The sequence below is a fragment of the bacterium genome, from assembly GCA_035307765.1.
In the GTDB taxonomy this organism is placed as follows: domain Bacteria; phylum Sysuimicrobiota; class Sysuimicrobiia; order Sysuimicrobiales; family Segetimicrobiaceae; genus Segetimicrobium.
The window spans coordinates 387,444-410,229 of the sequence record DATGHU010000034.1 but is presented as its reverse complement, the minus strand read 5'-3'; the positions used below and the strand labels follow the sequence as shown (position 1 = coordinate 410,229).

The window sequence follows — 22,786 nt, the reverse complement described above, 5'->3', positions numbered from 1 at the left end:
CCGAGCCGACGAGCGACAAACCGCATTCTCTCGTCCATCACCGAACACTCCCTCCAGGGCATCTTCCCTCCCCCCTTTCAGGGAAGGAGTGTTACCCATGTGTCCGGTACAATCTGTTACCTATCTCTCAGGTCGCTCAATCTAAGCAAATGTTTCCGGCGAACGCCCCCGCCGCGCCAACGCAGGGTTCCACTCTGACGGCTGGCGATCCTTAACGAGAACCTCAATGCGTTGCTGGCGCATATTCTCGACAGGTGAATGAGCAGCCCTCAGGCTGCGCGGTTGCCCAAGGTGAGGACGTCCAGTCATGTTTCTTAGCAACACTGAATGCCTTTCATTGGGCAAGAGGCGGAGCCTCGGATCTCATGCGTGAGCGGCACGAAACATGGCCGACGAGTTCTTGATGTCCCCAACCGTCGCTGTGCTCGCTTTTGCAGCCGCGGCTGCAGTCTTGATCATTACCCCCGGGTTGGATACGGCGCTCGTGCTGCGGACGACTGCAGTCGAAGGACCTCGCCGTGCCGCCGCCACCTCGTTCGGCATCTGCTGCGGCTGCTCATCTGGGGGCTCGCCGTGGCGCTTGGGGTCGGCGTCTTGCTCGCCGCCTCCCATCTGGCGTACACCATCCTGCGCGGGATCGGCGCCGCCTACTTGACCTGGCTCGGCGCGCACCTGGTGTTGCGCTCACACCGTGGGGTACCGGACGGGGACCACGCGCCGCGCACCCCCGCGAGCGAGCCGGCAATCGGTCGCGAGACCATCCTCGCGTACGACCGCGGCGCCGCGGCGTGGTTTGCTCGCGGGTTGCTGTCCAACCTGACCAATCCAAAAGTGGGAGTCTTCTACGTCACGTTCCTGCCGCAGTTCGTCCCGGCTGGGGTGGCGGTGGGACCGTTCGTTGCACTCCTCGTTGCGGTCCACATAACCGAGACGATCCCCTGGCTCGCCGCGTTGATCATCGCGACGCGATCAATGGCTGGATTTCTCCATCGTCCTACAGTGACGCGCACCTTGGATCGGTTCACCGGGACGATCTTGATTGGCGCCGGGCTGCGCCTCGCCTTTGAGGGGCGACGATGAGCGCGTCGCCCGGGCGGATCGCGGCTGCGCAGGGGCGGCCGACACGTCCCTGCCTGCCAGTGGGCTAAACTTAAGAGACTCGACGGGATGGCGGCACCTCGCCTCCGATCACCGTATTCATCCCGATTTCGGCATCACGATTCATCCACCATACGCGGAGATCCTCTGGCGCATAGACGACTATGATTTGATCTCCTGAACGCGCTCGGCTGGACGGAATGGTCGTTGCTCCTACTACTTTCGTCACATTGCCGCCGGTCCGCACAGATGGTAAGGTGCCGATAGCGGAAGCCGGGTTGGTCGTGCCGTGCCAAGGTTGCTGGAGGGGGTGGATTGATGCGGCTGTTCTTCTTGCTTGGAGCATGCCTGGTCACGGTCATTGGGGCTTTCTTCTCCCCGTCTCCGGCGTGGAGCCATGCGGCCATGGTGAAATCCTCTCCGATCAACGGGGCATCTCTCAAGCTGTCCCCACCGGTCATTCGGGCGTGGTTCAGTGAGGCACTCGCGAAGGGGAGCAGCCTGCACCTGGTTGATGTACATCAGAAGGTTCTCGCCTCGGGTGGGCTCGACACGAACGTGCCCAACCACACCGTGCTTAAAATTGTGCCTCCCCACCTCGGCCCCGGAACATACGCCGTCCGATGGTACGCGATTTCCGCCGACGACGGCGCGACGAAGCGGGGTTCTTTTGGTTTCTCGGTGACGATGGCCGCGATGACCCCCGGCGATCCGGACGGGAGCCGGCCGCCGTTGTCTCTCATCGCCGAAGCGAGCACGATGACGTACGCAATCCTGCGGTTTTGGTGATACGGACAACCGAAGATTGGAGTGCCAAAGCCGGCGCTGCTTGAACTCTAGGCGAAGGGAGTGACAGGACGTGGAAGGGCGGCCAATCGGCCTATAATGGCGATATGGCGCGGCCAGGTGAAGTGATGCACCCGTGGGGGAGAAAAGCGACCCCCTGGGGGCTTGTCCGTTTTACTCCCCCGCACGCCTGGCGCCTCGCCTTCCGCCTTTCGATCGTCCTTCTTCCCGCGCTCGTCGTCTTTGGGGCTGAAGTAGTCCGGCACGAGGTCTTGCATGGCCTGGTGCCTGAGATGCTGGGGAATGCGCTTACTGGGATTGCCGCCCTCTGCATTTCCGCGTTGATCCTCGTGCCCATTTATCGGCGTCTCGAGGCGGCCGATGCGCAGTTGCGAGCAACGGAAATCCAGCAGGCCGTATCTCAGGAGCGCGAACGGTTGGCCCGGGAGTTGCACGATGGCATCTCCCAGGTGCTGTTCTTCCTGAATGTGAAGGCGACTGCCCTCGGTCGTATCCTCGGTCCTGCCGACGCGACCGGCGCCCGTACGCTTGCGGCCGAAATTGTCCAGACGGTGCAGGATACCTCCCAGAGCGTTCGCGATGCGATTTTCGACCTACGCACCGGTCCTGAACCGGGCCAGTCGTTTACCGCCTGGGCCCGCACCTACGTCGACCGATTTGGGGAGATCCACGGCCTCACCGGCAGCGTAGTCGAGGAAGGAGGCCCCCCCAAACTCGCGTTGGAGTCGCAACTCCATGCGATGGCGATCTTGCGAGAGGCGCTCCACAACGTGGCCAAACATGCGCGAGCGCGCACGGTGAGGGTCTCTATCGGTTGGGAGGCTGGTGAGGTCATCGTGGCCATCGGCGACGATGGGAAGGGCTTTCCCGATCTTCCCCCGGGACCTGGGGAGGGGCGCTACGGGCTGACCGCCGTCCGCGAGCACGCGCGAGCAGTCGGCGGGAAGGTCACGATCACGGGGGGTCCTGGGGGGGGTGGGACCTCGGTCATCTTCCGAATCCCCCAGGCTCACGGGTAGGGCCGCAAGTATGACACGAACGCTGATCGTCGATGACAGCGACCTCGCCCGTCGGGGCATCCGCGCGATCCTCGGCGAGTCTCCCGAGTTTGTTGTGATCGGCGAGGCAAGCGATGGATACGAAGGCATCGCGCGCGTGCGTGAGCTCGCGCCCGACCTTGTGCTGATGGATTTGCGGATGCCGCGCCTCAATGGACTCGAGGCCATCCGCATTATCAAGGAGGAACTTCCCTCGACGTTGGTCGTCGTGCTCAGCGTCTCCGACGATCCCCAAGACCTCTTCGAAGCCATCCGGTCTGGCGCCCAAGGGTATCTCATTAAGAACGTCGATCCCGGCGTGTGGCTGCAGTACCTGACTGCGCTCGTGCAGGGGGATGCGCGTATCCCTCGGGCGATCGCCGAACGGATCCTCCGGGAGTTCATGCGTCAGACCGCGGTGCCTCGCGGAGCTCTCCCTACGCTGACTCCCCGGGAGGAGGAGATCCTCGCGCTTGTTTCCCGCGGCCTGGCGAACAAGGAGATCGCCGCCACCGTAGGCATCGTGGAAGGCACGGTGAAGCGACACCTGCAAAATATTCTCGCTAAGCTCCATCTACGCAATCGGGTCGAGCTGGCGACCTTCGCGGTCGTTCAAGGTCTCACCAGATCGGGCGGGGGGGGACCGTCCTTCCCCACGATGGGCTCATGACGTACCGGCAGGCGAGGGCCCCGGAATGACCGCGACGCTGCGGTGGACGGATTGGAGTTGGGATCCCCCAATCGTCGCCGCGATCATTTCGGCGGCGGCCGTTTACGTGTGGATCCTTCGGTCCTTTCCCGTCCGGGATCGCCGGCCTTTGTATTTCTGGGGGGGGTGCTTCGTCCTGGTCGTTGCACTCCTGTCGCCCGTCCATGCCGGAGCCGCGTATCTGTTCACGCTGCACATGGTTCAGCATATGTTGCTCATGATCGTCGCCCCGCCGTTGCTCGTCCTGGGCATGCCGGCCACCCTCATCGGCTGGGTCTACCAACGGGCCGCCCTGCGGCGGCTTTACCGCGAGCTCGTATCCCCGGCCCCCGTCACCATCCTCTACAACGGGATTCTCCTCTTTTGGCATCTTCCCGCTGCGTACGACGCGACCCTGCGAAGTCCGACGATTCACGCGCTGGAGCACGCGAGTTTTGTGGCGGGCGGCCTGCTGTTCTGGGGGATCATCGCCTCCCCTTCGCCTCGATTGGCCGGTGCGTCGGTGGGGATGCGCTTGGTGATGATCGGCGTGGCCGACGTCGTGAACTTCATGTTGGGATTTTACCTGGCGTTCGCCGACCACCCCCTGTACGTGTATTACACGGTTGTGCCGCGCCTCTGGGGGCTCTCCCCGCTCGACGATCTCAGGCTGGGGGGAGCGGCGATGTGGGTGATGGGGCAGATGATGTACGCGATTCCGCTCCTTGCCCTGCTGTATTGGTTCCTCTGGCGAGGCGGAGAACGCGAGGGAGCCTCGGCGAGGCCCGCCACGTAAGTGGTTGACCTCCGGGTGACGGTGGAAAGAGCGAATGTGGACGGACGATGTCAGGCTCGGGGCGACGTCGCAATTCTCCCTCAGGGGGTGAGGTATGGCGCGCGTTGTGTTGATGGCCATCGGATGTCTGATCGCAGGTGCGCCGCTCCTGCTGCTGCCGCCCTCCGTGTTTGCGCACACGCACCGAAAAGCGGGGGGGTACGAGATGACCGTCGGGTGGGCGGACGAGCCTGTGTACGCCGGTCTCAAAAACGGCGTGCAGTTGCTGCTGAAGGACTCGGGGGGCAAGCCGGTGACGGATCTCGGTGACACCCTGACGGTCGAGGTCATCTTCGGGAAGGAGCGCATGCCGGCGCAGCCGCTCACGCCCGCGTTTGAGAAGAGCATTGGCACGCCTGGTGACTACCGCGCCGCAATTATCCCGACGCGGCCGGGTAACTACACGTTCCATTTTGTCGGGACGATCGGCACCCAAAAGGTCGACGAGTCGTTTACCAGCTCGGAGACAACGTTTGACCCAGTGGTCGATCCATCGGCGATCGAATTCCCCGCCAAGGATCCTTCGATCGGAGAAATCGCCGGTCACCTGGACCGCCTGGGCCCTCGGATCGACGGGGCGCTATCCGCTGCGCGCGATGCGTCGGCAGGCGCATCGCAGGCCCGGGTGGTGGGGATCGCCGGCGTTGCGCTCGGCACGGCGGGGCTGGTCGCGGGGTTTGCCGGCCGGCGGCGGACCGTACGTTGACGCACGGTACCGCGCCCGGCCGAGGTTGGGCGACGTGCCCTCGGGAGGATTTTCGCCGCCGGGTCTGCGGTGGGCCGATGGGGACGGCGATCTGCTTTCGGCGAGGCGATAGGGGTCCGGCGCAGACGCCTGCGATCTCTCATTCGGTGCGCGCGACCCTGCTCCGAGGCAAGGGCCGGTGATTCCCGCGAACGGGGGCCCTAATCCTCGAGGAGGAACGTGAGGGGACACCCCTGCATCCGTGCGAAGATTCCCCCGATTGGATGGGGGATGGCTGCCGTCCTCGTGTACCTCGCGGCCGTGGCCGCCTCGCAGTCGCTCCCGGTTCGCCTGCTGTATGATGGGCTGGCGCCGCTACCTCCGTACCGCTGGGTGCACCCACCGGGGGATCGCGCCGGGGACAATCGGCGTCCCGAACCGAGAATCGGAACGGTCCCGTTCGACCCTCAGGGGTCGCGAGCCGCTGAGGTCGACACCGATGATGATCAAGCCCTGGTGACCTTCCCGGCCGGCGCTCTCGCAGGTCGGGCGGGGGAAACCTCGGTGAGGATCATGATTACTCCCCTCGATCCTGCGACCGTCGCCCCCGTGCCGGCCGGCCGGCGCTTTGAGGGGAACGCCTACCGCATCGAGGCTACTTACTCGGCGTCGGCGACGCCGGCCGTACTCGCACACCCCGTCACGGTGGTCCTCCGATACGCGGTGCATGGCACCGCGGTGCTCCAATCGGACGGCGGCGGGTGGAAACTATTGCCGGTGACGCGGTTCGACGGGAGCCAACAGTTGTTAGTGACCGCAGACAGCTTGGGGACTTTCGTCCCGGCGGGACCGTGATCCACGAACGGCCTAACGCGCGGGCCGGGGGACGGCCCCTTCGGCCGATCGTGTCGTGGGGGCGTTGGACGGCGGGGCTAGCGGTCCCGTAACCCATAGACAAGAAGCTGGTTTGAGAACGTCGCCAAGAAGACCTTGCCGTCCGCAATCGTTGGCGGGGTGAACTTCGAAAAAAGCACGCGATCATCCCCCCCTGGCGAGCGGCCTGCCGTCCCGCCGGAGTCCGGGGCCAGCCCGGGGTCACTCCACAGCACCCGAAGGGTCAGCGCATCAAACGCAGCGAGGACCCCGGGGCGATTGGTCCACTCGGCATCGCCATCCGGAAACGATGTCCAGAGGATGCCGCCCGTGCGGCCGTTTGCCGACAACGAACTGAAGCCGCCCGGCATCCCGTCGGGCGGACGAACGGCGGCAACGAGCTCAGCTCGCTCGCCGACGTGGTTCTTGATCAAATCGTACGCGAATGCCTTTAGGTAATCTTTCTCGGCCATTTTGTAGATCAGCCCGTAACGGGGGTTGGGCCCCTGCCAGTAGACCGGCGCCCCATGAATGTTCGCACCGAAGGTCTCCGCGGTTCCGTACGCGCTCGGATCGACATAACAATTGCCGGCCGTCACATTGTAGGAGCAACGGGGGTGGTGCGAGTCGAGGTGCCACGTATTGAAGAATGCCTGAAATCCCTCCGAGGATGCCGGCGCGGGCTGCTGGTCGTCTTGGGTCAGGTGCATGTCCGCGGCATCGAGGACGTAAAACCTCCCCTGCTTGCCGCCGCCGATCAATCGCCCCCCGGGCAGGGCCATCGGTCCCCCCGCCCCAAGATCGACGTCCGCATCCCGCAACTGGACGGCGTTCTTCGGCTTGAAATACCCCGCGAGCGCAAGGCCGGGGGGGGGGCCCGTGACCCGCAGCTTCACAAAGCTATTGCCCAACCGGACCTCAGCCGGTGAGCACTTGTCAAAGTACTTGGCCTTAAAGGCTTCCGTGAACCTCGGGTCGTCGCAGGCAATGTAGTCGTTCCCGGTCTCGGCATAGATCGTCCCGTTCGGCAGCCCAACGAGCCCGCTCCCCGACTGCCAGACCGACGCCCCCGCGCCGCCGGGGCTCGTGTTGAAGATCGCCACCTGGGCGAGGTCAGAGGTCCGATACCCCAGGATCCAGCCGTGGTAAGGCTTGCGCGTGATGGGGCAGAACCCATCGCACTGCAACGAGCCGTAGCCCACATAGACGATGCCTCCGAGCAGCAAAAGTCCCGGTCGATTCCGCTGGCAGTGAGCGTCGAGGACATCGCCGCTTTGGCGATCGATCCCGTCGATCTTCCGCGGAGGCAATCGATAGCTGCCGTCGGCTATGTCGATCGCGTACAGATAGTTCGCTCCGTCGTCGGGCGCGTCTTTGTGCGTGGAGACCCTGGCCACGACGTACATGATCCCCGCCTGCCGATCGATCACCGGAGTGCTGGTGACGCCGACAAAGCCGTTGTAGGTCTGGGCGCAGACCTCTCCGCCGTCGCGGCTGTCGCAGTTCCGCACCTGCCCCGGTGCACACGTGGGCCGGCGCAATTGCCGCGACGGGCCGAGCGAGATCTTCCACACCACCCCAGAGGTGGGACTCGGTTGCCGGTCGTCCGCGTCGAAGGCGTACACAATGTTTTTGGCGGTGGCGACAAAAACGAGGTTCTTGACGCCCGCGGAGCGGGTGCGGACGTCGTGGACGTACAGCGGTTGTGCCTGAACGTCGCCGTCAACGAAGCGCGTATACAATCTGCCGAACCGCGGAGAGCGCACCGCCGTCGGTGTCAGCGTCCGCTCGGCCAGATAGGCGCCCGTGCGGGCGTTGTCATTGGCTTGGGTCAGCACGTCCCGAGCGGGGAAGGGGAGGCCAGGAGGACTGGCAGCGGACGCATGCGAAGAGGCCGGCGGCCACGTGGCGGGGAATGTCGCCGTCCCCCCCAAGAGCAGCAAGAGGGAGAGGCTGATCCGAATCGACTCCATCCAATTCCGCATGTCCTTGGCGCCCACCCCGGCAGAATCCAGCCTCGCAGCGGTCTATTCGGGGGGCCGATAAGCCGTCCTCCTCGATCGGTAAACGAGGGCGGGGAGCATCGATGAGTGGTTGTCGCAGATGCAGAGGAGGCGAATGGGTGTCGCCGGTGTTGTGCGACGAGCATCCCAAACCTTGCACGTTCGCTCGTACGCCGGGGCCACTCCCCGTACCTGCCATCGGTACCTGTGACGGATGATGAGCGGGGCCTTGTTCATCGGGATGGGGTGTCTATTGGCGGGGTTTCTTCTAGCCGTCATGGGGTGGCGGAGGACAGGGCCGCCGTTCGCGGCAAGGCGCTATCGTGTAGCGATCGCGGTGGGGTTCGCCATCGCGGGGGCGGCGGTAGTGGTCAGGGGATCCCTCTTGTCGCCCCCGAGCAATCACGTGGGGATCGATGCTCGACGCAACCCCTATCCCCCGACCGCCGCGTCCATTGCCATCGGCAGGCGCGTGTACCAAACGTATTGTCAGACGTGTCACGGGTTGGAGGGGCGTGGCGACGGCGCCGCGGCGGTGAACCTCTACCCCCCGCCCACGGATTTCATGATCCATTTTGCGTCGGGCCATACGCATCCCGACGGCCGGCTGTTCTTCTGGATCACCTACGGCATGGGGGGTACCGGCATGCCGGGGTTCGAGCATCGGCTGTCCGACGCCGAGCGCTGGCATGTGATCAACTATCTTCGAACATTCACCCCGACCGATCGGTAACGGTCTTCGCCGGCCGGGGCGGCACGGCATGGTGCCGGAAGAGGGTCGGAGGTCGCTGGATCGGCTAGGTTTCGCGGATCTCGATCCGGACGCCCGCGGGGTCACTGAGCGCGATCCCCGCCTCGACTTCTTCGAACGGCACGTTGCGGGCACGCAAGTGCCCCCCCAGCCGGGGGAGCGCCCCAGCGGGCACGGCCCAGGCGTACCGGGTCAGGCCGGTTGCACCTTCGGCTGCTCGCCGGCCTTGAGCCCATGTGTTGAGGCCCACATGGTGATGGTAGCCGCCAACGGAAAGGAACAACGCGCCGGGATACGAACGCTGCGTGACATCGAGACCCAGGCCTCCCGCGTAAAAGCGCTCGCCTTCGCCCAGATCGGCGACGTGCAGGTGGATATGGCCGAACACCGTCGCCGGATCCAATGGGCCGGGCGACTTCGCCTCCGCGAGCAGGCCGGTCACGTCCAGCGGCTTGGTCACCATCTCAACCCCTCCCGAACGGACGGGCCAACTTTCCCGGGGGCGGTCGCAGTAGAGCTCGATCCCGTTCCCCTCAGGATCTCGCAGATAGAACGCTTCGGATACCCCGTGGTCGCTCGCGCCGTCGAGCGGCCACTTCGCCTCCAGAAGGCGCCGGATCACCGCCGCCAGAGCGGCTCGGCCGGGAAGCAGCAGCGCGAAGTGGTAGAGTCCCACCGACGGGTGAGGCCGCTGCGGCGCCTGCGGGGATGCGATCAGTTCCAGCGTAAATGCGCCGCCAGCCGGCGTCAGTTCGATACTGTCCACGTTGAGCCTCTGAAGCGGCATCCCCACGCGCTCGGCATAAAACGACTGCACGGCGTCGAGATCCCGTACCCTCAGGGTGAGTCGCCGCAAGCCGGATCCCACAGGCATGCGGAACGTCGTGTGCGCGTCCGGGATGACTTCGGATTCCACGAGCGCTCCCTCCCTGTCCAGCCGACGGTCGTGAGGGTGTTTCACGTCCGGGCTCCTCCCTCCAGGCGGCTTCCCCGACGAGTTTCACCGCCCGTTTCGCCCTCGGTTGAGTCCCCGGGCAGTGTGATAATACCGCAACGTCCTGGCCGCGCCAAGCGACTTCACGGTGTACCGCCTTGTGGGGGTGCGATGATGTCGGTGAGCACTCGCCGTGAGTTGAGCCCCGCATATGCTGAGGGGAGTGGACGGTTTGTCCCTCGGTCGGAGTCCCGAACGCGAACGGCGTCGATCGGATCCGCCGGCGAGGTCCTTCACGTCATTCTTTTGGGGTACCTAACAACGAGGCCGGAAGAGCACGGTCATCGCCCTTTCCCCGACGACGAACGCAGGACGGGGCGATCGTGCGGCCCCGACCGAGAGCACGGGCGGCGGCGGGCGCCTGGGGTGGTGGGGTGATGGCCGGTCATGAAGTGGGCGCAATGACACAAAAGCCTCCACTGGTTAGCGTCGTCATCACGACGCGGAATCGAGCAACAGTACTGCCGGGGGCCCTGGACTCGGTCTTTGCGCAGGCCGGGAGAGGCCGGGAGTTTGATCTCGAGGTCATCGTCGTCGACGATGCCTCCGACGACGAGACGCCTCAGGTTGCGGGTCGCTATCCAACCGTCCGCTTCATCCGCCTTCCGGTGAACCGGGGGATCAGTAGGGCGCGGAACGCGGGCATCGAGGTGTGTCGTGGAGACTACGTGGCGTTCTTGGACGACGACGACGTCTGGCTTCCGCACAAGCTTCGCCTCCAAGTTTCCGCTATGGTGGCACACCCCGAAATCGGAGTCGTTTACAGTCAAGCCGTCGTCAGGTTTCAGGATCGCGAATCGGTCTGCCCCGACTCGAGGACCGCGCCGTCCGGGGATATTTTTCGCCGGCTTCTTCTCCAGAACTTCTGCGGCAACACGCTGGGCGTTCTTCTCCGCCGCGATGCGCTCGAACCGGCCAGGTTCACCGAAACCCTGCCGATCGGAGAAGACTTCGACCTGTGGTTGCGGCTTGCCCATCGCGTTCCATTCCTGTTCGTCCCCGGGATCGTGGCGGTGTACCAGCGGTCCTTGGACGGGTCGTGGTCGAAGATGATCGCCGATGGGACATTTGCACGTGCCATGCACACCGTGGTCGAAGGGGCGCTGGCTTTGCGTGCGGAACCCGGGTCATCCCGGTTGGCGCGGAAGATCCGCGCCAACGTGGACCTGAGCGTTGCCTGGGAACTGGTAGTCCTCCGTCGGTACGAGGCGGCGCGGCATCATCTCGGCTTGGCCCTTGCCGCCTTTCCCGAGTTTGCCGTCGACCCGGGCGCGAGGGCGAGCCTGGCGCATGTCGCCGGGGCCATCGCCGCGACATCAGCGGCACCCCTCGCCGCCGCCCGCGAGTTCTGCGCGATATTCCTGGCCGAACCCACCCGGGGGACCGGTATGTGGCTCCGGCGGCGGCGGTTGCTGGCAGATGTTTGGTGGGAGACGGCGGCGATCGGCCGAGCCGAGGGCCGCCTCGACGCCCGGAGGCTCGGAACGGCCGCGGTGCAGGCGGTTCTGGCCTACCCTCCGAACCTCCGGCGGAAGGCACTGCTGGCGCTGATCGCCGGCGGCGTCCGGAGCCGCCTGCCCCTACGCAAATGATCAAGGCGATCGCGGGCGGAGGACCGCTCACGTTTTCCGTCGTGCTCCCGACCTTCAACAATGCACGGATGCTGCCGTCGGCGATCGAGGCTCTCCTTGCCCAGGAAACGGATGCGCCCTACGAGATCATCGTCGTTGACAACAACTCCTCCGATGAGACCCGATCGGTGGTTCGCTCCTACGCGCGCCGCGCCCGTCCGGAGGTGCGGTACGTCCTTGAGCAAACGCAGGGGTCCTCCGCCGCCCGCAACGCCGGGATCCGCGTGGCGCAGGGGGAGGTTGTGGCGTTTACTGATGATGACTGCGCGCCGGCCCCCGACTGGTTGCAGGTTCTGGCCGCCACGTATGGGGCCTACCCCGAAGCGTGGTGCGTCGGGGGCAAGATTGCGCTGGTCCTCCCCGATGCCTGCCCGCTGTGGTTCCGCAACGCCTCCCCCCGTTACGATATGGCCGCATTCTTCGCCCATCTCGATATGGGCGAGGGGACCATCCGGCTTGCGCACCCACGCGCACTGTGGACGGCAAACTTCTCGGCCCGGAGGAGTACGTTCACACGTGTCGGGGTGTTCGAAACGGCGCTGGGCATTTCGAAGTCGGGTCGCCTGACCGGCGAGGATCTCGAGTTTTGCTATCGGACGTACCGGAGCGGAGGGATCATATACTACTGCGGCCAAGCGGTGGTGCGGCACTCCGTTCGGGCGTCCCGGATGACCAAGCGGTACTTCCGTTACGGAGCCTATTGGGGAGGCAGGACCGCGGCCCACCCATTGATCCGCGGGCCGATATCCACCGGCGGGGCCACCCATGCGGCGGCCATCATGGCGAAGGATTGCGTGAAGATGCTCGCCTACTATGCCGTGGGCCGCGGGCAGCGGGCCTTTGAATGCGAACTGGCGATTCGACAACGCGTGGGCAGCGCGGTCGGAACGATCGGGAGCTGGTTCGGGGGTTGAGGCGTGCGCACGCGGGTCCCCGCAGCTTCGCTCCGCCATGGCGAATGGATCGTCACCCTCGATCCGCCCGGGCGGTTGGCCGCGTCCCGGAGTCCGTCCGGGACTTCACCGCGGCCCGGCGTCGCTAGCGCCGCTCTCCCTCCGCCTCGAGCAGGCGGCCCGCCGCGGCCACCAACGCATCGATGTCGGCCTGGGAGTTGTAGCCCTGGATGGAGACCCGGATCAGGGTGCGGCCGTCCCACACGGTGATCGGAGCTTCGATCCCGAACTCGGACCACAAGCGGCGGCGCGCTCCGTCCGCGTCCGCGAGAGGGAGGGGGACGCACACCATCTGCGCGTACCAGGTGGGGGAGTCCGGGGCGAGGGGGGGCAGGCCGCCAAGGGCCAGGAGCGCCGATCGGGCGGCCGAAGCCAGAGCGTGGCAGGTCCGACGGACCTCGGGCCAGTTGTTCGCCCGCAAAAACTCGATCGCGGCCGGCACGGAGAGGAACGCGGCGATGTCCCGGGTCCCCTGCCACTCCTGTTCATCGATGAACCCGGATCGCCAGCCCCAACTCACGACCAAGGGTGCCAGGAGGGGTTGCACCTCGCGGCGGGCGTATAGAAACCCCGATCCTTTGGGGGCGCACATCCACTTGTGGCAGTTCCCGGCATAGAAGTCCGCGTCGAGCGCGCGCAGATCCAGCGGGATCTGCCCCGGCGTGTGCGCCCCATCGACCACGGTCAGGATCCCCTGCCGGCGCGCCCGCCGTAGGAGAGGCTCGACCGGGAGGATCAGCGCCGTGGGCGAGGTGATGTGGCTGAGGAAGAGCACGCGGGTCCGTGAGGTGACGCGTGACCACACCGCCTCCACCACCTGGTCGGGGGAGTCCACCGGTACCGGCACGCCGGCCCGCACGTAGCGGGCTCCCCGCTGCTCGCAGACAAACCTCCACGTCCGGTCGAGCGCCCCGTACTCGTGATCGGTCCCCAGGATCTCGTCGCCCGGCTGGAGCGCCAGGGAACGGGCCACGATGTTGAGGCCGGTCGTGGCGTTGGGGACATAGATGACGTCATCCGGATCGACGTTGAGGAACGTCGAGAGTGCCTCCCGCGCCGATCGCATCAGTCCCTTGAAGCGGTAGTGGAGAAACTCCACCGGTTGCTCTTCCAATTCCCGCTGCCATTGCTGGTAGGTGTCGAACACCGGACGGGGGCAGGCTCCGTACGAACCGTGATTGAGGAAGACCACCCCGGGGCGCAGGAGGAATTGTGGGCGGAGGTCGCTCGGGCCGGGGACCCGTGGCGAACCGCCCGCCCCGTCGCTACGCATGGCGCTCCGGCGCGCGCCCGGTCGGCTGCTGGCGCGGGGCGACGTCCGGTCCAAAGGGGAGCGCCGCCCACCGTCCGTCCCGGGCCATCAGAGGGGAATCACGGGCAGCAGCACGTGTGAGGGCCGCGCCGCATCATGGAAGATTGTCTGAACCGCGATCTGAGTGATCTGCTCGAGCCCCAGAGGGCCTCCCGTGTTCGGGTTGACGTCGAAGCGGGGGAAGTTCGACGAGGAGATGTGCAGCCGGAGCTGGTGTCCCTTTTGGAAGACGAGGCTCGTAGGGTACAGCGTGATCGTGAACACATAGGCCGTTCCGGGTACCATGAAATCCGGTTTCTCGCGCGAAGTGCGGTAGCGCGCCCGCAGGATCGAGTCGCCGATGTTCAATTCGTATCCGTCAGGGTAGTCGCCGTTTGGCGGGTAGACGTCGATCAGCTTGGCGGTGAAATCGGTGTCGGGGGCCGTCGAGGCTGCCCAAAGCTCCACGACCACGGAACCGGTGACCTCCATATCCCTCCCCAGGGGGGGCGTGGAAAAGACGAGCACGTCGCGACGGGCGGAGAGGGGGAGGGTGTTTTTCGCCCCGTGGACGCGGGGGCCCCCGCGCTGGTCGAACCCCCCACCCGGCATGAGGTCGTAGCCGACGGAGATGTTCCCGCCGATCGTGGGGACGGGATCCTTTGGATCGAAGATGTAGCGGGAGGGGGCGGCGTCGGCCGGCGGTTTCTCCGGCGTAAGGCCCCCCCCCGGGTCGGAGGTAGTAGGGCCGGTAGTCGGTGCGGCGAAGCGGCCATTCCCGTTCGTCGCGCCACCGCCCTCCCACGTCGAGCCTCCCGGTTCCGGCGACCTTGCGGCCCGACCCCCCGCCCATCACGAAGATCTGCACGGGCGGCTTTTCGAGCATGTGGTTCGGCGCGCCCTTCAGCACCGCGTCGAACCAGCGCAGCCGAAAATGATTGTAGCCGAGGGGGGCGTCGGGACCGAACTCGGCGTCTCCGGCGTATGACAGGTCGATGTTGGCTCCCCCGTGGATCCACGGTCCCATGATCAGCCGCACCGGCCCGGTTTTGCGCGCGCTCAACTCTACGTAGTTCGTGACGGTGGAGCGCGCGTAGGAGTCGTACCAACTGCCGCACAGGTAGATGGGAACGTCGGCGTGCTGATCGTAGAGGCCTTCAATAGAATACGCGGGGCGGCTGCGCCAGTAGTCGTCGTACTCGCCGTGCTGCCAGATATCGAGGAGCCACCTCTCGTAGGACGGCACGTGGCGGAGAGGGGTGAGGCCGGCCCGGGGCGGCACCTGCGCCAGCCAGGACCGGACGTCGGCCCAGGCGCGCTCCAAGGCCACCCGCTTCACCGGATCGGCGATCGCCTCTATCGAGGTCGAGGCCATCATGAACGCGTAGAGGAAGAACCGCAACTCGAGCGCCCCGCCCTGGCGCATCGACGCGGTGTGATAGTTATGAAAACCGTGGCTGACGAACTGTGCGGCCAGACCGGGTGGATTCATCGCGGCGATGGCGGTTTGGGTGCAGGAAGAATAGGAGAGGCCCATCGTTGCCACCCGTCCGTCGCACCATGGTTGGCGCCGCACCCACGCCAGGGCCTCAACGCCATCGGGGCCTTCGTTGCCGAACGGGTACCACTCGCCCTGCGACGCGTATCGCCCGCGCACGTCTTGGAGGACGACCGCGTATCCGTGGTCGGCAAAATACTTGGCCGAGAGGACGAGGCTGGCCGCGAGTTTATCGTAGGGGGTGCGTTCCAGAATCGCCGGCCACGGCCCGGGCGCTCCTCGCGGCAGGTAGACGTCCGTGGCGAGCAGCGTGCCGTCGGCGAGTGGCACCATGACGTTCCGCTCGCAGGTCACGTCGTGCGTCAACGCGTTCAGCCCCTCGTCCCCCCTTCGGATACGCACCGCCCCTGGCCGGGGTCCCCGCGCTCCCTCTCTTCTCCGCTCCCTTCTCCGTTGTCGGACGTCGCCTGGTTGGGATTGATGGTGGCGCTCACGCCCCCGGCCCACGTTCCATGGAATAGGGCTGCCACCGCACCAGCCCCGTTCGGTCCAGGGTCGAGGGGTTGACGCAGCTCATCGGCCGCCGGCCGCTCAGCACCAGGGCCACTTCCTGGCCCACCCGCCGCCACCGCGAGGGATCCATCCGGGCGGAGGCCGAGGCCACGTGCGGGGTAAGGATGACGTTGTCCATGCGCAGCAGGGGATTGGTCGGGTCGGGAGGTTCCTGTTCGAGCACGTCCAACCCTGCGCCGGCGATCCAATGCTCTTGCAGGGCTTTGATCAGCGCCGCTTCGTCCACGGTTGGACCGCGACCGGTGTTAATGAACAGCGCATCCCGTTTCATCAGCCGGAAGTGCGTCTCGGTCAAGAGATGGTGTGCATCTGCCGTCGCCGGGGCGTGCATGGAGATGAGGTCAGACCGCTGCAGCAGTTCCGTCAAACCCGTCGGTTCCGCGCCGCACTGGGTGATGACCAACTCCTCGATATATGGGTCGTACGCCAGCAACCTCACGCCGAAGGGCTTCGCGCGGGCCGCGACCGCCCTGGCCACGTGCCCAAAGCCGATGAAGCCAAGAGCCTGGCCCAGTAGCCGAGGGTACTGTGAAAGCAGCGGTCGGCCGTCCCGCCAGCGCCCGTCCCGCACGTACCGGTCCATCGTGATGACCCGGCGAAAGGTGGCCAGGATCAGCATCATCGCGTGGTCGGCCACTTCTTCGATGAACGTGTCCGGGACATTGGTGACGGGGATCCCGCGGGCCGTGGCCGCGGCCAGGTCGACGGTGTCGGCGCCGACACTGCCCAAGGCAATGACCTTGCACTTCTCCAGGCCGTTGATGATCTGCTTGGTGATGGGTCGCCCTTTGGAAATCAGGGCGTCGGCCTTCCGCGCCGCGCTGATGAACTCGTCCTCCGTGGCGGCGGCGACCTCAATGCACTCCGCCCCGATCGGGCCCAGGGCTTCCGTTTCCGGTGTGTTGGTTCCATCCGGCCCCCGACGGCCCGCCCCCACCGCAATGATGACCGTAAACCGCGCCACTGCTCTCCTCCTTCTGTTCGATCCGCCGCCTCAGCGAGAGGGCGACCCCGCCGGGATCCGGCCGGTGTTGGGGAACGATTTCCTGCCGCACCCCCCAAGGCCTGCGCATCCCGGCCGAATCGAATGACGCGCGTCCGCCCGACCGGTTGCGGTCGGCATCAATCAAACTCTCGCCGGGGGTGGGACTGCTCGGGACCCACGCGACCGATGGCGATATCGGCAAGGAAGTAGTTTTCGCCCCGGACCGGAGCGCCGGCCAGGCCGCGGCGTGTGGCAAGCTGCCCGACGTGCGTCAACGCATCCGCGATTGGCCCCTGGAACAGTTTGCCCGGCGACACGTGAAGGGGACCGCCTGAGGCCAGATGCCCATCGAATGCCTCCAGCGCGGCGAAGAAGCGCTGGATTTCGGCCGTCCACGGCAGCGGTGCCGAAGTGTGCCATTGCTGCTTCCCCTGCGCGATGGAGAGTGCCCAGTCGAGGAGGTCCCCCATGTGGGCGAGGATTTCACCCGAACTTCTGGTTGCCGCGGACACACGCAGGTCTCCAAAGCCATCGGGCGCGCCGCGCACGGCTTTACCCGCCCGATAGGCCAGCGTGGCGACGCAGTGGCGAAGCAGGTGACGGCTGGAGTCTGCAGACGCCCTTGCGGTGTCGCTGTCCATGTGACGTCCTCCTCGGTCGTGAGTGATGATCGCAGGGTTCGCCCAACGTCAGATCTTCTCCCCGGGATCGAGGCGTTGATGGCGCTCCGCTTCCGCGCGGATGCGGTTCCAATCGTAGCGCATCGGCCGAAGGCGGGCCTCTGACCAGTCCGATGCCTGATCCGCGTAGTGCGGGCTGCCCGGGTGCCCGGAGGCGCCGAGGGGGACGATCCACGCGCTCCTGCTCCAGTTCCCCAGATCGAAGACGTACCGGGCGACGGATGTGAGCGTCACCGCGTAGCCGGACGCGGGGACGAACCCCCCTGCCTGTACGGTCTCGCCATCGCCGCCCACCGCAACCGCCGGTGGATCGAGCAGCGCAGCGTCTCCAGGGAACGTCGCGGAGAGTGGGTGATGGGGCTGCGCCACGTGGAGCCGTCCCCAGCGCCACGCGTCGGGATTCGGGCCGAGCGTTTCCCTGAGATCTGCCACCGCCCCCTCAAGCGCATGGTTCAGCGCGCTCGCCCACGTTTCTCCCGGCCGGAGCAGCGTGCGGTCGTCGCGGCCGATCCATTCGGGGAGGAGACCCTTGAGCCTGGCCACGTGATTGACCGCACCGCCCGGCACGGCGGCGAAGGCCTCGGCGGCGAGCGGGCCGAGGACCGGGGACAGGAGGTCGCGCATCAGCCGTTCTCGCAGCGCGGCGTAGATCGTCGGCGCCACGCCGTCGCGGTCTACCGTACCATCCCAGGCGCGGAGCCGGTCGAGTGCCTGCCGCGCCAGGGAATCCGTCGGGGCGACGGACTCGAGGAGGCTGACCAGCTCGCGGGCCGGGATCGACACCCGGTCGGCGTGGATCGCCTCCATGTCGGGTGATGTCGCCCGATCGAGGGGTTGGAGGCGCGCGATGACGCGCCGCGTACGAAAGTCGGGGGCGAAATCGAGCCCCAAGTAGTATCGGTAGTCAGGCCCGGCGATCCTGCTGTTGGCCGTCGCGATCCACCCGGTCTCGGGGTCCCGCTGCGCCGGCATGTCCTGGAAGGGAATCACGCCCTGCCACTCGTGGGCGCCGTCCCAACCGGGCACGGGGAGCCAGGCGTTGGCCGCGGCCCGCACCGGGACCCGGCCTCGCGTTCGATAGCCGATCGCCCCGTGGATATCGGCAAACACGAAGTTGTTCACGGGGTCGACCCAGGGCTTCATCGCCGTTTCCAGATCATCGGCGGACACCGCTCGCAGCATCGGCTGGAATACCTCGAAGGTGTGGTTCGCGTCGCTGGTCGCGCTGTAGCGGAAGGCGATCGCGTGCCCGCGCCGCGGGTCACCAAGAGCGACCGGTCCGTGGTGTGTGACGGTGACTTCGATTTCGACGGGCGCGGCGCCGCGCACGCGAATGGTTTCACGGACGCCGGTCGCCCGCCGCCAGGCGCCCTGGAACAGGTACCGGCCGGGGTCTGCCGGGTCGAAGCGCTCGATGAAGAGGTCTTGGTTGTCGGCCATCGCGTGGGTGACGCACCAGGCGACGAACCGATTATGGCCGAAGTGCGGCATGCCGGGGACCCCGGGGAACGACAGTCCGATCGCGTCGAAGTCGGGGCAGGCAAGGTGATTCTGATAGTAGACGCCCGGCACATCAAGGGCCCGATGCGGATCCCCGGCGACCAGGGGTTTGCCCGATGCCGTTCTCCGTCCGGAGAGGGCCCAACTGTTACTCCCGCCTTCCCAATCACCGGCCTCCGCCAGAGCGGGTGCCCCGGCGGCGAGGATTTCGAGCCCATCGGGGAGGGGTCCGCGGTACTCGACTCCAGGAGGGATGATCAGCGTGGGGGTCGGCTGGGTGCCGGGACAGAGCTTCGCCGTCAGGTCCGGGCCCAGGTGGCGGAGGAGCCGGGCGCGCCACAGCTTAGCCTGCCAGGGGCCCATCTCCACGTGCCGCACCTTGAACACGGCCACGCTGTCCCACGGCGTCCAAGGTTCGGGACGGGCGTCCAGCAGCTGAAATTCGACGGGAAGGGTCCGCGCCGCGGCGAGAAACGCGTTCACCCCGGCGGCGTACGCTCCGAGCATCTCACGCGTGGACGGATTCACGGCATCGTAATCTTGACGGGCCGTCACACCGAGCCGGAGGCGGCGGAGGTAGATATCCTGCGCGAGGCCGGCCGGGCCGGCGTACTCCGCCCAACGCCCGTAGGCGCGGCGCCGATCGTACTCCATGTGCCAGAGGCGATCCTGAGCGTGCACGAACCCCTGAACGAAGAACGCATCATGGGCCGAGGCCGCCGTGATGTGCGGGATGCCGTCTTGATCGCGCCAGATCTCCGCACCCGATCGGAGGCCCAGAGGGCGGATCGATTCGTTGAGGTCGGGGAGCGCCGCTGTGAGATCCTGTCGGGTCAACGCCATCCCCGTTTCATCAGAGGAGCGCGAAGGGTTCACCGATCGTGACCGTCGCCGCATGCCGGCCGCCGTGTTCACCGGCGGGATCGGGACGATGGAGCAGGGCAGCATCCTCGCGTCCGTACGGCGTGGTGCGAGCTCCGCCGCCATCGTCCTTTCCCGGTGGCCCAGCCCGATGATTGTGAGAGGACGATCTGCGTACGGCGGGCACCCCGTCAGATACGACGCCCTCGCCGCCCCGTCCTGCGCGCCCCAGGCGGCAAAGGGGCCTTCGGTGGCGGTGAATAATGTCTAGAGACGCCGGCCAATGGCGTGCTCAATCAGCCGGGACATGTGCGTTGGAGGGAAGACGATGCCGCTACAGTCCGTCTTGGATTTCGTGCAGGAGCAATCGCCGCTGTTCGCCGAGTTGAGCGACCGCATTTGGGAAACCCCCGAGCTCGGTCTCCACGAGGCCAAGAGCAGCGCCGCGCTCGCGGATGCGCTCGAGGCGGCCGGATTCTCGGTCCAGCGCGGGGTCGCCGGGATGCCCACGGCGTTTGTGGCCGCCTACGGCGATGGTCGGCCCACCGTCGCCCTTCTCGGGGAGTTCGATGCGCTGCCCGGGCTCAGCCAGGCCCGCGGAGCGACCGAACCCCGCCCGCTTATTCCGCAGGGTCCCGGCCACGGCTGCGGTCACAACCTTCTGGGGACGGCCGCAGCCGCGGCCGCGATGGCCGTCCGGCATGCGATCCGACGGGGCGAGCTCCGCGGGAAGGTCGTGTTCTACGGCTGCCCGGCCGAGGAGACGTTGGTCGGGAAGGTCTTTATGGTCAAGGCCGGTCTCTTCGACGATGTCGACTGTGCGTTGACGTGGCACCCGGGATCGATCAATCGGGTGATGGTTGAACACCTGACCGCGATGAATTCCGCGCGGTTCACCTTTTCCGGGGTGCCCTCGCACGCCGCCGCCACCCCGGAGGATGGACGGAGTGCCCTGGATGCCGTTGAACTGATGAACGTCGGCGCCAACTTCCTGCGCGAACACGTGCACAGCTCGACGCGCATCCACTACGTGGTGACCGACGGCGGTCAGGCTCCGAATGTGGTCCCGGCCCGCGCCCAGGTCTGGTACTACGTGCGCGCGCCGCATCGGGCCCAGGTGGATGAGGTCTACCACCGCCTCCTCGACATCGCGCGCGGCGCCTGCCTGATGACCGGGACCGCCCACGAGGTTCGACTGATCGCCGGGTGCTACGATACGCTGGCCAATGAAGCGCTCGGTGACGTTCTGCACGGCAACCTCGAGGCCATCGGAGCTCCCCAATTTACCGCCGAAGAAAAGGCCCTGGCCCGCCAGTTGCAGGCGACCTTCGCCCCCGGGGCCCTTCCCAAGGCCGTTCAGGACCTCCGGCGGTGGGGTGTCTCTGTGGGCCAGCCGGGCGACGCCGGGACCGATTTATTCGAAGGGATCGCCCCGCACTCTGGGTACGGCGAACTGGTCGGCGGGTCCACCGATGTGGGCGACGTGTCCTACGTCGTGCCGACCGCCCAGGTGCGCACGGTGACGGCTCCGTTGGGGATGCCGAGTCATTCCTGGCAGAATGTCGTGAGCGTCGGGAGCTCCATCGGTCGGAAGGGAATGCTCTTTGCCGCACAGGTCCTCGCCGCATCGGCCTGCGATCTCCTCCACCAGCCGGAGCTGATCGCCCGAGCCCGTGAGGAGTTTCGCCTGGCGACCACCGACGACCCCTACGTGTCTCCGGTGCGGGATTTGGAGCGCCCCGCGTTTGACTGAGTTCGTGCAACCGGCTCCCGCGCGCGTTCAGTAATGCGCTGCCCGATGGCGGACGCCGGTCGTGCGACCGGCCGCGGACCCGAGCGGCGCCGCCGGGCCGGCTGAAGATCCCCAGGGTGGTTCGGAAGCCCGCAGCCGTGCTCTGCGGGGCACGGCCATTGTCCGGAAGTGGACCACTGCCCGGAACATGAGGCGGACGAACGGCGGTGGTCACACACGGTTGTCGTGGGGCCCAACCGGTGCCTGAATCTGCCCGGTCCCGTGGCGCGCGTTGCGACCTCAACGCGAATCCTGGCAGCGATCGGAGACCGCCGCTGTCGCTCACCTAGGCGCGGCGGGTGTGGAGCGCCGTGATGCCGCTGAGGACGATCACGATGCCGATTGCCCTCAGCCAGGTGACCCTGTCGCTGAGCAGCAAGATGCTGAACACGACGGCAACCACGGGTTCAAGCATCCCGAGCATCGCCGTGCGGGTTGCCGGGGTGACTTGGAGCGCGATGAGCAACAGGAATGATGCGACGGAGCCGAGGATGGTGGCCCCTGAAACGGCGAAGACCGCGGGGAGAGGTATGGACAGGTGAATCTGCCCCGTCGCCAGACCCATCCCCCAATACATAACGGCGGAACAGGGGAGCACCACCGCCAGAACGCCGAGAGGGGGAACGTCTTGGACGAGGCGCCGCTGGGCGACCAGATAGAAGGCCGACGCCAGTGTGGCCGTGACCACCGCCACGAGTCCGAGTGTGTGTCCGGCGTGGGGGGTCTGTCCGGCGACGAGGAGAGCCCCGCCCACGATCCCGACCAGGATCGCCCAATCTGCCGGCTGGAGGGACTCCCCCAGGAACACCCGCCCCATCCAGGCGACGTGGACGGGCGAGGTGTTGGCGATGACCGAAGCGGACGAGGCCGGCAGCACCGAGAGCGCATAGAAATACGCGAAGACCTGAAAGGGGACGATCGTCACGCCGAGGCCGATGAGGCGAAGGAGCAGCGGCCGGGGCAGGGGGGGCACGCCCCGCGCGGCGGCGAGCCCGATCCAGACGAAGAGGCCGCCGAACGTGGCGCGAACTGACAGGAGTGTGAGCGGGGTCACGCCATACGCGTAGGCGATCTTGGCGAGGATCGGAGAGATCCCGAAGAAGAACGCGGAAACCAGAATAAGCACGGAGGCCATGAGTCCTCTCAACCCGAAGACGCCCCGGTGCGAGCCGTGGGCGCCCGGCCCCACAGATGATTCGGGGGGCGGGGGGAGGCTCCTGCGGAGGAAAACTGCGCGCGCGCGTCGGATGC

The 22,786-nt window shown here is 66.5% G+C and carries 17 protein-coding genes and 2 pseudogenes; 11 read left to right on the top strand and 8 right to left on the bottom strand.

Going from position 1 to position 22,786, the window contains the following annotated elements; translation table 11 throughout:
• The first annotated feature begins 403 nt into the window (after positions 1–403).
• The 7 genes and pseudogenes from VKV57_12805 (at position 404) to VKV57_12775 (ending at position 6,005) form a co-directional block, all read left to right on the top strand.
• Positions 404–1,080 (top strand): annotated as a pseudogene (locus VKV57_12805) (LysE family translocator).
• A 336-nt stretch (positions 1,081–1,416) separates the two neighbouring features.
• Complete coding sequence (locus tag VKV57_12800; GenBank protein HLW60787.1) at positions 1,417–1,887, top strand: copper resistance protein CopC; 471 nt, start codon at positions 1,417–1,419, stop codon at positions 1,885–1,887.
• Between the two features lie 290 nt (positions 1,888–2,177).
• Positions 2,178–2,924: a histidine kinase gene (locus VKV57_12795; protein ID HLW60786.1), complete on the top strand. Its 747-nt coding sequence runs from the start codon at positions 2,178–2,180 to the stop codon at positions 2,922–2,924.
• 10 nt (positions 2,925–2,934) lie between these two features.
• A complete protein-coding gene (locus tag VKV57_12790; GenBank protein HLW60785.1) occupies positions 2,935–3,612 on the top strand; it encodes a response regulator transcription factor in 678 nt (225 codons plus the stop codon).
• A 25-nt stretch (positions 3,613–3,637) separates the two neighbouring features.
• Positions 3,638–4,426, top strand: coding sequence for a cytochrome c oxidase assembly protein (locus VKV57_12785; GenBank protein ID HLW60784.1), 789 nt, complete (start codon positions 3,638–3,640; stop codon positions 4,424–4,426).
• A 94-nt stretch (positions 4,427–4,520) separates the two neighbouring features.
• Positions 4,521–5,171 carry a hypothetical protein gene (locus VKV57_12780; protein HLW60783.1) on the top strand — a complete coding sequence of 217 codons (651 nt, stop codon included), beginning with the start codon at positions 4,521–4,523 and terminating at the stop codon, positions 5,169–5,171.
• 270 nt (positions 5,172–5,441) lie between these two features.
• Positions 5,442–6,005, top strand: coding sequence for a hypothetical protein (locus VKV57_12775; protein HLW60782.1), 564 nt, complete (start codon positions 5,442–5,444; stop codon positions 6,003–6,005).
• 77 nt (positions 6,006–6,082) lie between these two features.
• Here the strand turns inward: VKV57_12775 and VKV57_12770 are convergent, their stop codons facing one another.
• Positions 6,083–7,996: a hypothetical protein gene (locus tag VKV57_12770; GenBank protein HLW60781.1), complete on the bottom strand. Its 1,914-nt coding sequence runs from the start codon at positions 7,994–7,996 to the stop codon at positions 6,083–6,085.
• A 244-nt stretch (positions 7,997–8,240) separates the two neighbouring features.
• On the opposite strand from VKV57_12770, the gene VKV57_12765 reads away from it, so the two are divergent.
• Positions 8,241–8,759 carry a cytochrome c gene (locus tag VKV57_12765; GenBank protein HLW60780.1) on the top strand — a complete coding sequence of 173 codons (519 nt, stop codon included), beginning with the start codon at positions 8,241–8,243 and terminating at the stop codon, positions 8,757–8,759.
• Between the two features lie 64 nt (positions 8,760–8,823).
• Here the strand turns inward: VKV57_12765 and VKV57_12760 are convergent, their stop codons facing one another.
• Positions 8,824–9,738 (bottom strand): VOC family protein, encoded by a 915-nt coding sequence (locus VKV57_12760; GenBank protein HLW60779.1) that lies wholly within the window; start codon positions 9,736–9,738, stop codon positions 8,824–8,826.
• Positions 9,739–10,148: 410 nt separating this feature from the next.
• Between VKV57_12760 and VKV57_12755 the strand changes: the two genes are divergently transcribed.
• Positions 10,149–11,363, top strand: coding sequence for a glycosyltransferase family 2 protein (locus tag VKV57_12755; GenBank protein ID HLW60778.1), 1,215 nt, complete (start codon positions 10,149–10,151; stop codon positions 11,361–11,363).
• Positions 11,360–12,316 carry a glycosyltransferase family A protein gene (locus tag VKV57_12750; GenBank protein ID HLW60777.1) on the top strand — a complete coding sequence of 319 codons (957 nt, stop codon included), beginning with the start codon at positions 11,360–11,362 and terminating at the stop codon, positions 12,314–12,316. Before VKV57_12755 ends, VKV57_12750 begins: the two co-directional genes overlap by 4 nt.
• Positions 12,317–12,440: 124 nt before the next feature.
• Here the strand turns inward: VKV57_12750 and VKV57_12745 are convergent, their stop codons facing one another.
• The 5 genes and pseudogenes from VKV57_12745 to VKV57_12725 form a co-directional block, all read right to left on the bottom strand.
• Positions 12,441–13,628 carry an aminotransferase class V-fold PLP-dependent enzyme gene (locus VKV57_12745; GenBank protein HLW60776.1) on the bottom strand — a complete coding sequence of 396 codons (1,188 nt, stop codon included), beginning with the start codon at positions 13,626–13,628 and terminating at the stop codon, positions 12,441–12,443.
• 87 nt (positions 13,629–13,715) lie between these two features.
• A pseudogene (locus VKV57_12740) lies at positions 13,716–15,477 on the bottom strand (CocE/NonD family hydrolase).
• Between the two features lie 157 nt (positions 15,478–15,634).
• The gene (locus VKV57_12735) at positions 15,635–16,663 is read right to left on the bottom strand and encodes a C-terminal binding protein (GenBank protein ID HLW60775.1); all 1,029 of its coding nucleotides are present in this window, start codon (positions 16,661–16,663) and stop codon (positions 15,635–15,637) included.
• Positions 16,664–16,839: 176 nt separating this feature from the next.
• On the bottom strand, positions 16,840–17,343 hold the full coding sequence (locus VKV57_12730; GenBank protein ID HLW60774.1) for a hypothetical protein: 504 nt from the start codon (positions 17,341–17,343) through the stop codon (positions 16,840–16,842).
• A gap of 48 nt (positions 17,344–17,391) precedes the next feature.
• The gene (locus VKV57_12725; protein HLW60773.1) at positions 17,392–19,725 is read right to left on the bottom strand and encodes a penicillin acylase family protein; all 2,334 of its coding nucleotides are present in this window, start codon (positions 19,723–19,725) and stop codon (positions 17,392–17,394) included.
• A 346-nt stretch (positions 19,726–20,071) separates the two neighbouring features.
• Here VKV57_12725 and VKV57_12720 point away from each other — a divergent pair, with 346 nt between their 5' ends.
• Positions 20,072–21,496 carry an amidohydrolase gene (locus tag VKV57_12720; protein HLW60772.1) on the top strand — a complete coding sequence of 475 codons (1,425 nt, stop codon included), beginning with the start codon at positions 20,072–20,074 and terminating at the stop codon, positions 21,494–21,496.
• Positions 21,497–21,821: 325 nt separating this feature from the next.
• On the opposite strand, the gene VKV57_12715 is transcribed toward VKV57_12720, so the two are convergent.
• The gene (locus tag VKV57_12715) at positions 21,822–22,670 is read right to left on the bottom strand and encodes a DMT family transporter (GenBank protein ID HLW60771.1); all 849 of its coding nucleotides are present in this window, start codon (positions 22,668–22,670) and stop codon (positions 21,822–21,824) included.
• Positions 22,671–22,786: the final 116 nt, after the last annotated feature.